The organism is Sphingobium sp., assembly GCF_035511395.1.
Taxonomy (GTDB): Bacteria; Pseudomonadota; Alphaproteobacteria; order Sphingomonadales; family Sphingomonadaceae; genus Sphingobium.
In genome coordinates, this window is sequence record NZ_DATKFP010000447.1 from 1 (window position 1) to 9,846 (window position 9,846).

Consider the following 9,846-nt stretch of genomic DNA (forward strand, 5'->3'; position numbering starts at 1 on the left):
ACGGCCCCCATATCTTCCACACCAATTCGCAGGAAATATTTGACTATCTTTCCCGCTTCACCCGGTGGCGGCCTTATGAGCACCGGGTGCTGGCGGCGGTGAACGATCTGCAGGTGCCGATGCCGATCAACCGGACGACGCTCAACAGCCTTTATGGCCTCGATCTGAAGACGGAGGAAGAAGCGGCGGCCTTTCTTGCGGCGCAGGCGGAGCCGGTGTCGGTCGTCCGCACCTCCGAAGATGTTGTTATTTCCGCCGTGGGACGGAAGCTCTATGAGACATTCTTTCAGAGCTATACCCGCAAGCAATGGGGACTTGATCCTTCCGAACTGGACAAGGCGGTGACGGCGCGGGTGCCGACGCGCACCAGTGACGACGATCGCTATTTCATGGATAAATTCCAGGCGATGCCGCTGAACGGCTATACCCGCATGTTCGAAAACATGCTGGATCATCCCAATATCGAGATATTGCTGGGCGTCGATTACTGCGAGGCGCGCGACGCCTATCCCCATGATCATCTGGTCTTTACCGGACCTATAGACGAATATTTCGGCTACCGCTTCGGCAAGCTGCCTTATCGTTCCCTGCAATTTCAGCATGTCAACCTTGACGTTGATCAGTTCCAGCCTGTCGCGGTGGTCAACTATCCCGCGCCGGACGTGCCCTACACGCGCATCACCGAGTATAAGCATCTGACCGGCCAGCAAGTGGCGGGGACCAGCATCACCTATGAATTTCCCTCAGCTGAGGGCGATCCCTATTATCCCATCCCCCGTCCTGAAAATCAGGAGCTTTTCAAACGCTATGAAGCGTTGGCCATGACGCAGACGGATGTGAGTTTCGTCGGGAGGCTCGCCACCTATCGCTACTATAATATGGATCAGGTGGTGGGACAGGCATTGGCCACATACCGTCGCATGACAAAGGCGCAGATGGCGGACGTTTCGAAGAGCGGATCCGCGGTTCAGCCGCGGCCCGTCGCGATCTGAAGGGCCCAGAATAGGTGCATTGGCGGCTAAAGCCTTCGGGAAGGAGAGCCTTGGTGAAACGGCTTTTGACAATATCCTTTTTTGTCCCGGCGCTGCTCGGCGCGTGCAGCCCGGCAGCCCGCGATGAGAATGGCCGGTTCCCAGGCCGCGTCAATCAGCAGGACGCCATCAACGAAGCGGGCAACGGCGGCGGGCCAGACGCCATTCCGGGAGTCGGTGCGCCGGGTACGGGCGGAAACGGAACGCAGCCGTGACGGGCGAGAACAAACGGCTGATGCACGGCCTGGCCGCCTGCCTTGCCACGCTGATCATGGCGGGATGCGACCAGACTCATGGTGTGGCTGACCAGGGCGGCGCCGCCAATGGCAGTGCTACGGTGGCCAAACATTATGAAGGGTCAAAACCGGAAGGCGTCTCCGGTCCGAACGATGCGGTGACGACCACCTTCTATATTCCGCAAACGGCGATCGGCGACATGTATGAGATAGAGGCCGGAAAGATCGCCATGGTTCGCACCCACGCGCCGGAGGTGAAGGCCTTTGCCCGGATGATGATCGAAGATCATCAGAAGAGCAGTGAAACGCTGAGGCGCTTCGTGGCGGATCATCCGGTCAACATCGCCATCCCGCATAATATCGATCCGCGTCGGCAGGCGATGGGGGGGCAGCTTAACAGCGCGGGCGATCGGGAGTTCGACAGCGTCTATGTCGGGCAGCAGGCAGCGGCGCACCAAGAGGCGTTCAACCTGCAGAGCAGCTATGCTGGGCGAGGCGATCATCCGGCATTGAAGAAGCTGGCGGCAGAGACGGTTGCGGTCATCGCCGCCCATCGCAAACAGGCGCAGGCGCTGGACGACAAATTCGGCCCCACTGCGAGACCGATCCCGGCGGGCCAATGACCAGCAGCCGCATCGTCATTACCGGCGCGTCGAGCGGGATCGGACAGGCCACGGCGGAGGCCTTTGCCGCGCGGGGCGGGAAGCTGGTTCTGGCGGCGCGCGACAGGCTGGCGCTGGACGAGGTCGCGGAAAACTGCCGCCGAGCGGGCGCGCAGGTGTTGACGTTGTCGCTGGATGTGGCCGATGCGCCGGCCGTGCGGGAACTGGCCCGCGCCGCGCGCGCCTTTTGCGGAACCATCGATTTGTGGTTCAGCAATGTAGGCGTGGGCGCGGTAGGCAAGTATGTGGACGTGCCGGCGGAAGCGCATGAACGGACCATCCGCTCCAACCTGATCGGCCATATGAACGATGCCCACGCTGTGCTGCCGATCTTCATCGCGCAGGGCCGGGGCATTTTCGTCAACATGATTTCTCTGGGCGGTTTGGCCAGCACGCCTTTTTCCGCCGCGTACGGCGCCAGTAAATTCGGACTGCGCGGTTTTACCGAAGCGTTGCGGGCAGAGTTGTCCGACTGGCCGGACATACATATTTGCGACGTCTATCCCGCCTTTATCGATACGCCCGCCATCCGCCATGCAGGCAATTACACCGGCAAGGCGCTAAGCGCGCCCTCCATGATTCTCGACCCGCGATCGGTCGCGGCGACCATCCTCGCGCTGGCGGACCGTCCGCGCAATAGCGTTTATCTGGGGTTGCCGACCTGGGCGGCGCGGCTGGGTCATTGGATTGCGCCTTCATGGCCGAGCCGGATCGCGAAGGCGATGTTCGAGCGTTACTTCGCGCAGGCGGATGGGGCGCCGCCCGCGGCGGGAAATCTGTTTGACCCGCCTGAAGGCGGGCGGGGCATCGATGGCGGCTTTCGACAGCCGATGCCGAAGCAGCGGAAAACCGTCGTGATCACTCTGGCGACCGGCATGCTTATACTTGGTCTGCTGGCCGCAAGCATGGCGACGAAACAAGGCGGCGCTAACTCAAAATAATTTTGCTATCATTGCCAACGGAAACGCGATGATCAAGGTTAGTTGAAGTTGTTCTCCCGGTCTTGCGCCGGAACGGTTGCAGGTCAAACCCGTTGAGCCGCCGTCCCGGCGAAACCAATAGCTTCTGTACTACCAACCAATCCCGAACGCAGTCGTCTCCGCCGGGACGTATGCGTCCGGACATGGTCTGACGGCGGGCTTGATGCACGCCGTGCGCCGAGGCAGATGGTCATTGAGCGAAGTAGTGTCGCGTTCCCAACTCCTTCGCTCGGCAGCTGATGATCCGCATTTAGCTTCTTCCGGGCGATTCAGAGCAGTGGCCGACAAACCGGCTGCCGCTGTCGCGGATCGATCAGTACGAAGACAGCGACTGAGATGCGCGGCGGCGGTCGTTAGCTGATGCCTGCAGTCCACCCTGCGCGAGTTCGACCTGATCGTCGCCAATTCTCCATTCGTGATGGACGAAAATGGCTCCACTTATCGGGACGGCGGGTATGTTCAAAGCGGCGGGGTCAGTCTGGCCATAGCGGGAAGCGCTCTACCGCCAGGCGCTAAACGGGCGCTTCCTGCTTTATACCGCAGCGCGATCATCGTTGGCCAGGATGGGCTTAGCAGCCGACTCGTGGCGCTGGCGGACCTGCGCCGTTTTTCGCTGCGTAATGATAAAATCAATCCCGGCATATTCGGCGAGGAACTGACAAGGCCTGCTATAAGCATGCCGAGCGTATGGCGCTGTCGGCATGCATAGAAAATTTGTCATATTGGAGCGATTTGCCTCCGCACGCAGTAAGTCAGTGAGCGGCGGCGGTCCTTCGCAGGACGGACATAGCCTGAGCATAAAAGCGAACGGCATTCTTACGGTGGAGGTAAATCACGTCGGTACCCGCTCCGGCGCTCATCGCTTCCCGCGCTTTGTTCGATTCCTGCTTTGAACGTTGCAAAAGATTGTCGGCGTCGGCTGTCGCACTCATATATCCGCTCCCGGAAACATTGTCGTGCAGCCATTAGCTCAGTTCACGCGCTGCTTTTTTGACATCGATTAAACAAGTGTTCCCGGTATTCGGCTATTAGGGGTTACACCCCATGTTCAAGCAGGCTGAAGGCTATTGCGTTCAGATGACAGTCGATCGGCCATCAGCCCGGAGATAGTCGGGCTGATGGCAAAATTTTGGTCAGAACGCTGAATATCGCAGTTTGTCAGCTGCCCGCCTGCGTGTTGATGGGGGGCGCCAGCGGGTTTGGATCGTCATCATCGCCCTCTTCGACGTTTTCTGCCACGTTTTCGTCCACCTCTTCCGTCGCTTGTCCGGGAGATCCTTTTTCAGGTGGCGGCACTTCGTTGCGTCCTTCGGCGGGGTCTTCAGACGATTTGCTCTGCTGTGTTTCATCGTTCATGTCGATCTCCTTCGTTCAGGCGCCCGGGCTCCCTGTGAAAGTCCGGGCGCCCAGTTTACTGAATGGTTTGTTTCATCAGTTCCGCCTTGCGTGCGGCGAGTTCTGCTCCCAGAGCCTTAAGATCAAGATCGCTGTCTCTGCTTTCCGGAAACATTTCTGACTCTTCCTCCTCGACATGATGGCTTACATATTCGCCCAAAACCTTCACCTTGGCATCGAAGAGATTGTCGCCGGCCTTCATCGACTGGATTTCAGCGATCAGTTGCTTGGCGCTCGAATGCTCGACTTCCGCTTCATCAAGAAGGTCGTCATCGTCAATCGCCTCTCGAACCGCAGGATAGAAGATTTCATCTTCAATTTGTGTATGAACGGTCAGAGCCAGACAGATTTTGTCGGCCAGCGCCTGCTTTTCCGCATCGTCTTCCAGATCCTCATATTGCTTGAACCAGCCCTTCACTTCCTTGTGATCGTCCTTCAGCAGCTTGATCGCGTCCGCCGGCTTCGATGCGGCGCGCGCCGTTTTGCGGCCGCTGCGAGAGCCCGTTTTTTTCTTAGCCGACGAACGCGCCGGTCTTTTAGCAGGCGCTTTGGACGGGGATTGTGTTGCGGCCATGATCATCTCCATCGTTGATAAGGCTGCACGCGCAGCCTGTGCGATCTCAACTCAAGGAAATGGACAAGGCTCCATCGGATTTCGCATTCTATCTGCGCTCATCATGCCGAGCCGCCGGAAACATGCGGAAATCATTTTCGCTGATAACGTGGATCAACAAATATTTTTCGAGACTATTTCTCCAGTGGATGCACAGATCGCGGCAGCGCAGATGCAGGCCCTTTATCCGGGCGCTTTCCATGCTCCGGATTTGACGGGCTTGCGCAACCGGGTCACGCTTTGAAGTTATCGCGGCATCACATCCTGATCATAGCCGGTGATAAATAGAAACGGCACGCCTTCCCGCCTGATATCGCCGGCCAAATCGAAAGCACCACCGCTACGGCCATTCGTCTCGCGAACCGCGGTGCGCGAGATCACGGCGATTTCGACCAAAGCATCCGTCTCGGTCGTGCAAGATCCCATCACTGCGGCTTCCGCGCCTCTCAGCGGCCCCCGCCAGGTCGGAGGTCAGATAATAATAATCCTCAACCACCAGCATCCGCTATACTGTCATAACGGCCTGCCCCATCATATCGACTATGCCTTTACACGTGCCAGCAGGGCGGGGGGCGAGAACGCTTGTGCCTTCCTGCAAGGGATATTCGAGATGACATCGCGGCTTGACCCGCCAGGTCCATAGGATATCCTGCCCTGGGCAAGCTTGGTGCCAAAATCGGTTCTACGGGGTGCGTCGGAAGACAGCGGCGCGAGCGCTTCCGTCCGCGCGAAGCTCAGCCGCGTCCCTACTTCTTGTCAATAATCTCTCATTGCCCCAGCACCTTGCCGTTCGGGACGAGGATCGCGCCTTTTTTGTGCGCGTCGGTCGTCAGTTCATGGATCGCGAGTGTTTCGGTCTCGCCCACTTGGGCGGCAGGCCCACTCCGGCCTATGGCTTTAAACTAGCCCGAATGCGAGGCTAGGGGTTGTCGTCTACGATCGTCGTTATGGCGACGCCGAAGTTAGCGGCGCGTCGAACCGGCGTGGACGCACCCGAAAAGCTCAGTCGGCCGGAATGATCTGAGCATAGTCTTTCCCGCTCCGGGCGCTGTCACCCGTCCGCACCGCGACAGTGCAACGCAACGCAATGATATTGCGCACCCGAAGCTAAAGTTGGGCGAGAAGAACGGCCTTCTCGTCAACGAGTAATTTGGATCAGGACGATTTTAGCACCCACCCTGAAACTTCGCGATGCGGCGCGCGATTAAGTCGATGGCCGGATTGGCAAGGAAGGATCATATGGTCGAAGCAAGACGTCACCTCGCGAGGGAGAAACGCGTCGTCGGGGCCCGTCGAAGCGGGCTGAGAGATTTCTGGATCGCGGCGCGGACGTTCTTCCGCCATCCCAGCATGGTCGGGTCGTCCTTCCCTGCTTCCCAGCGAATGGTTTCGCGTATGTTCCGCAGTGTCGACTGGAACGCGATAAATCTCATGGTCGAGTTCGGGCCGGGCACTGGCGCTTTCACCGCTACGGCTCTTGGCTACCTCCGCCCAGATGCCACACTGCTGGCAATCGATACCAGTTCCGACTTCACCCAGCATCTGCGCCGCACCCTTGGCGGCGATTCCCGCCTCATCGTGGTCACCGGTTCGGCCAGCGATCTAGACGCGATTCTCGCGGCGCGGGGAATTAATCACATCGATTGCATCCTGTCTGGTCTGCCCTTCTCAACGCTGTCTGAGGCGGAGGCGCGCCGCATTGTCGACGCCAGTGCGCGCCTTCTGCGCCCGTCTGGTAGTTTCCTAGCCTATCAGATGCGCACGGCAATTCGCCCCTATCTCGTGGCACGGTTCGATACGGTCATGCATGATTTTGAATGGTGGAATCTGCCGCCTTGCCATCTTTATCGTGCCTGTTTGAACGCGAGTGGGGTGCTCCTGCGGGCCAACGGGATGCAGCCTCGTCACCGTGTCCTGCTATCGGGGCCTCCGCGCAACGGGAAAACATCGGTTGCAGAGGCCGTCGCTGAAGCGCTCGCGGTCCAGTTTTTCACGGTTCGCTATGACGCACTGGTCGGCTCGTATCTCGGCGAGACAAACACCCGTCTGGCGCGACTGTTCGATTATGCCCGGACCGTTCCGTGCGACCTCTTTTTCGATGAGTTCGATTCGATCGGGAAAGAGCGGGGCGACATTCATGAGACTGGCGAGATCAAACGAGTCGTCTCCTTCCTCCTCATGCAAATCGATCAGCTCCCAAGCTATGTCGTGACGATCGCAGCTACCAACCACGCCGAGCTTCTCGACCGAGCGGTCTGGCGCCGTTTTCAGTTGCGCCTCAGCCTCCCGCAGCCCTCGACCGAAGCCCTGGCTGTCTTTCTGCAGCGTCAGTTCGACATCTGGCCCGAACCGGCAGGTACGCGCGCGTCCACAGTCGCCAGCAGGCTTGGCGAAATCAGCTACGCTGAAACGCTGGAATTCTGCCAGACTGTCCGCCGCCAGCATATTCTTTCGCTGGGTGGCCGGAGCATCAAGGACATTCTCAAGGAACAGCTCGACCTGTGGGCGACAAGAGTGGGGACGAACGAGGTAAATGCCGCACGATCTGGGAAAGCCGCTCCTTCGCCTGAATGATCCCACTGAAGCACTGCGGCGCCCGTCGGTTGGAGGCGGAGGTGAAGCCCGAGCTTTCACGAGAGCGGCGCAGGTCGCCAATCATGGGCCGTTCTTCAAGCAGCTGGGCGACGTGCTGGATGGCGACAATCCGACGCTTGCGCTGCGCGCTAACCCCGATTCGCTCGCGCCTGAACGATTGCTGGTGTTTGAAGTCACTGGATCGGTTTCGAATTTCGCGCGGGCTGTGAGCCGAATCGCCGGTCTCGAATTTACCGGCGCGGAGGAGCTGGAGGCCGACGAGCACGACAAGAACCCGGAATTCTACCTGCTCGTGCCCCAGTTGGGGGCCTTGAAAGAAATTCTCTCGCTATGGAATGGTTGGGAGGCCACTGGCACTGTTCCTCGGAATTACACGCCTTGGCGCGATTTATTCCTTCAGCTTCGGAGCGTCCGACCCTGGGGCCCGGCAGATCGCGTGTCGCCGCAAAACCGGGAATATTTCGAGGCGATGGTCGATGGTGCTCCTGACGATCATCCAGTCCGTATCGAGATCGAGCTGGTGTTTCGCGCTTCGGCAGATGCGCGGCAGAAAGCGGAACAGGAGGTCGCCGCGGCAGTGATTGCGAGCGGGGGACAGGTCATCCATCGTTCGGCTCATCCCACTTTCTCCTATCATGCCCTCCTGGTCGACGTGCCTGCCGCAGAAGTCCTTCGGGTTTGCGCGCTTGATCCCGATTCGCTGGCAGGTGTTGACCCAATCGCCTCGATCGTGCCCCAAAGCGTTGGGGTTCCGCTCGAAGCCGGGGACAGTCTGCCGATCGACATCATAAATCCGCTACCGGTCAATGCTGAGCCCATTGCGGCCATTTTCGACGCGGTGCCCCTGCAGGCGCATCCACTTCTCGCCGGTCGCCTGGTCACTGACGATCCGGCAAATCTGGAGGCGCGCGCCGTGGGTCAGCGCATCCATGGAACGGCGATGGCTTCCCTCGCCATACATGGCGATCTCAACGACCCGCCTTCGCCCATTTCGCGCCGGGTCTATTTTCGTCCGGTTATGTACGCGCCCGATTTTGGCGCCGAGATTTTCGCGGACGATCGACTCGTTATCGATACGATGGTAGAAGCGGTCATGCAGATGCGGGCCGAGGGCGGAACACAGGTCTTTATCGTCAATCTTTCGCTGGGCGACACGACGCGACCTTTTGCCGGCAAGATTTCCACATGGGGCAAGGCGCTCGACTATCTTGCCTATCAATATGGCATATTATTCCTTGTAAGCGCGGCCAATGTCGGCGGGAGCCTCGCTCTTGAAGGCTATGCTGACGGCCCCGCTTTCCATGCCGCAGAAGCGACAGACCGCAACGGAAGCGTTCTGCGGGCGCTCGATGCGGTCAAGGCGGATCGACGGCTTCTCGCCCCGGCTGATAGCCTCAATTCGCTGACGATCGGATCCTGGCACCGGGACGCGGTGGCCGAGGCATTTGGAGGCGCCAGTCCGTTTGGGCCCTATGCTGAGCAGGAGATGCCCAACATTTCCTCGCGCCTCGGTCTTGGGTATCGGCGCAGCACCAAACCGGACATCCTGCTTGCCGGAGGGCGCCAGCCTGTCCGTTTCGACCCGATGGCACAAGGGCTTGTGATGGCCAGTCATCCCAATCCGAGCCGCCATTGGGGTCTAAAGGTCGCTGCTCCCTCTGGGGATGCCGCAACCGGCACGCATTTCACCATAGGAACCAGCGGCGCAAACGCTCTGGCAACGCATACCGCGCACCGAATTCATGACGCGCTTGAGCGAGCCTATCCTCGGCTAATCGACACCATGGCTCTCGGGCACAAGGCAGCGCTGGTGAAGGCGCTCATCGTTCATTGCGCGTCCTGGCGCGATGTCGAGCAGTTTATAAGGCCGATTGTCGATCCGCAGATGAACCTCAATCATGAGCATTGGCGACGGGAGTTCTGCCGCCATCTGGGCTACGGCTTTGTCGACCCTGAAGATGCGATCGCCTGCGCTTCAGATCGCGCAACGATGTGGGCCACCGGCACGCTGGGACTGGAAGGGTCGACGGTTTTCAACGTGCCTGTTCCGATCGCTCTGGCCGGGAGCCCCAGCCACCGCGAAGTCCGCGCGACCCTTGCCTGGCTCGCGCCCGTCCGACCCGGACACCTCTCCTATCGTGCGATCAAGCTCAAGATCAACGCGCTGAGCGGCGAAGACCTCGGCGCATTTGGCGTTGCGACCATGAACAGCCAGCCAACCAACAGCCAGTCGGAGAGTGGCACGGTCATCCACAGGCGCTGGAGAAATGCCCGAATCGGAAACTTCGAGGATGGCGCGACGATGCCGATCCATATCCAGCGTGAAAAGGACCA

10 protein-coding genes are annotated in these 9,846 nt (G+C 59.5%); 7 read left to right on the top strand and 3 right to left on the bottom strand.

Annotated elements, in window-relative coordinates; genetic code table 11:
- The 4 genes from glf to VMR39_RS30010 all read left to right on the top strand — a co-directional run.
- Positions 1-992, top strand: a 992-nt coding sequence (glf, locus tag VMR39_RS29995) for a UDP-galactopyranose mutase (protein ID WP_325422150.1), incomplete at its 5' end; no start/stop codon positions are given.
- A gap of 53 nt (positions 993-1,045) precedes the next feature.
- Entirely contained in the window at positions 1,046-1,246 is a 201-nt protein-coding gene (locus VMR39_RS30000; RefSeq protein WP_325422152.1) for a hypothetical protein, read from the top strand.
- A complete protein-coding gene (locus VMR39_RS30005) occupies positions 1,243-1,890 on the top strand; it encodes a DUF4142 domain-containing protein (protein ID WP_325422154.1) in 648 nt (215 codons plus the stop codon). Before VMR39_RS30000 ends, VMR39_RS30005 begins: the two co-directional genes overlap by 4 nt.
- Entirely contained in the window at positions 1,887-2,870 is a 984-nt protein-coding gene (locus VMR39_RS30010) for an SDR family oxidoreductase (RefSeq protein ID WP_325422156.1), read from the top strand. Before VMR39_RS30005 ends, VMR39_RS30010 begins: the two co-directional genes overlap by 4 nt.
- Before the next feature lie 1,197 nt (positions 2,871-4,067).
- On the opposite strand, the gene VMR39_RS30015 is transcribed toward VMR39_RS30010, so the two are convergent.
- Positions 4,068-4,265: a hypothetical protein gene (locus tag VMR39_RS30015; RefSeq protein WP_325422158.1), complete on the bottom strand. Its 198-nt coding sequence runs from the start codon at positions 4,263-4,265 to the stop codon at positions 4,068-4,070.
- Positions 4,266-4,320: 55 nt separating this feature from the next.
- A complete protein-coding gene (locus VMR39_RS30020) occupies positions 4,321-4,878 on the bottom strand; it encodes a hemerythrin domain-containing protein (RefSeq protein WP_325422160.1) in 558 nt (185 codons plus the stop codon).
- Between VMR39_RS30020 and VMR39_RS30025 the strand changes: the two genes are divergently transcribed.
- Positions 4,877-5,161 carry a hypothetical protein gene (locus VMR39_RS30025; protein ID WP_325422162.1) on the top strand — a complete coding sequence of 95 codons (285 nt, stop codon included), beginning with the start codon at positions 4,877-4,879 and terminating at the stop codon, positions 5,159-5,161. The two genes, VMR39_RS30020 and VMR39_RS30025, sit on opposite strands and share 2 nt — an antisense overlap.
- Before the next feature lie 2 nt (positions 5,162-5,163).
- On the opposite strand, the gene VMR39_RS30030 is transcribed toward VMR39_RS30025, so the two are convergent.
- A complete protein-coding gene (locus tag VMR39_RS30030; RefSeq protein WP_325422164.1) occupies positions 5,164-5,313 on the bottom strand; it encodes a hypothetical protein in 150 nt (49 codons plus the stop codon).
- Positions 5,314-6,156: 843 nt separating this feature from the next.
- Between VMR39_RS30030 and VMR39_RS30035 the strand changes: the two genes are divergently transcribed.
- Positions 6,157-7,491 (top strand): AAA family ATPase, encoded by a 1,335-nt coding sequence (locus tag VMR39_RS30035; protein ID WP_325422166.1) that lies wholly within the window; start codon positions 6,157-6,159, stop codon positions 7,489-7,491.
- A partial coding sequence (locus VMR39_RS30040; protein WP_325422168.1) for a S8 family peptidase occupies positions 7,451-9,846 on the top strand: 2,396 nt, incomplete at its 3' end. The genes VMR39_RS30035 and VMR39_RS30040, both read left to right, overlap by 41 nt.

What these genes read in the sequence shown, in the direction of transcription:
- VMR39_RS30010 (WP_325422156.1), top strand. Translation starts at nt 1,887, where the DNA reads ATGACCAGCAGCCGCATCGTCATTACCGGCGCGTCGAGCGGGATCGGA.
- VMR39_RS30015 (WP_325422158.1), bottom strand. Translation starts at nt 4,265, where the DNA reads ATGAACGATGAAACACAGCAGAGCAAATCGTCTGAAGACCCCGCCGAA.
- VMR39_RS30025 (WP_325422162.1), top strand. Translation starts at nt 4,877, where the DNA reads ATGATCATCTCCATCGTTGATAAGGCTGCACGCGCAGCCTGTGCGATC.
- VMR39_RS30020 (WP_325422160.1), bottom strand. Translation starts at nt 4,878, where the DNA reads ATGGCCGCAACACAATCCCCGTCCAAAGCGCCTGCTAAAAGACCGGCG.
- VMR39_RS30035 (WP_325422166.1), top strand. Translation starts at nt 6,157, where the DNA reads ATGGTCGAAGCAAGACGTCACCTCGCGAGGGAGAAACGCGTCGTCGGG.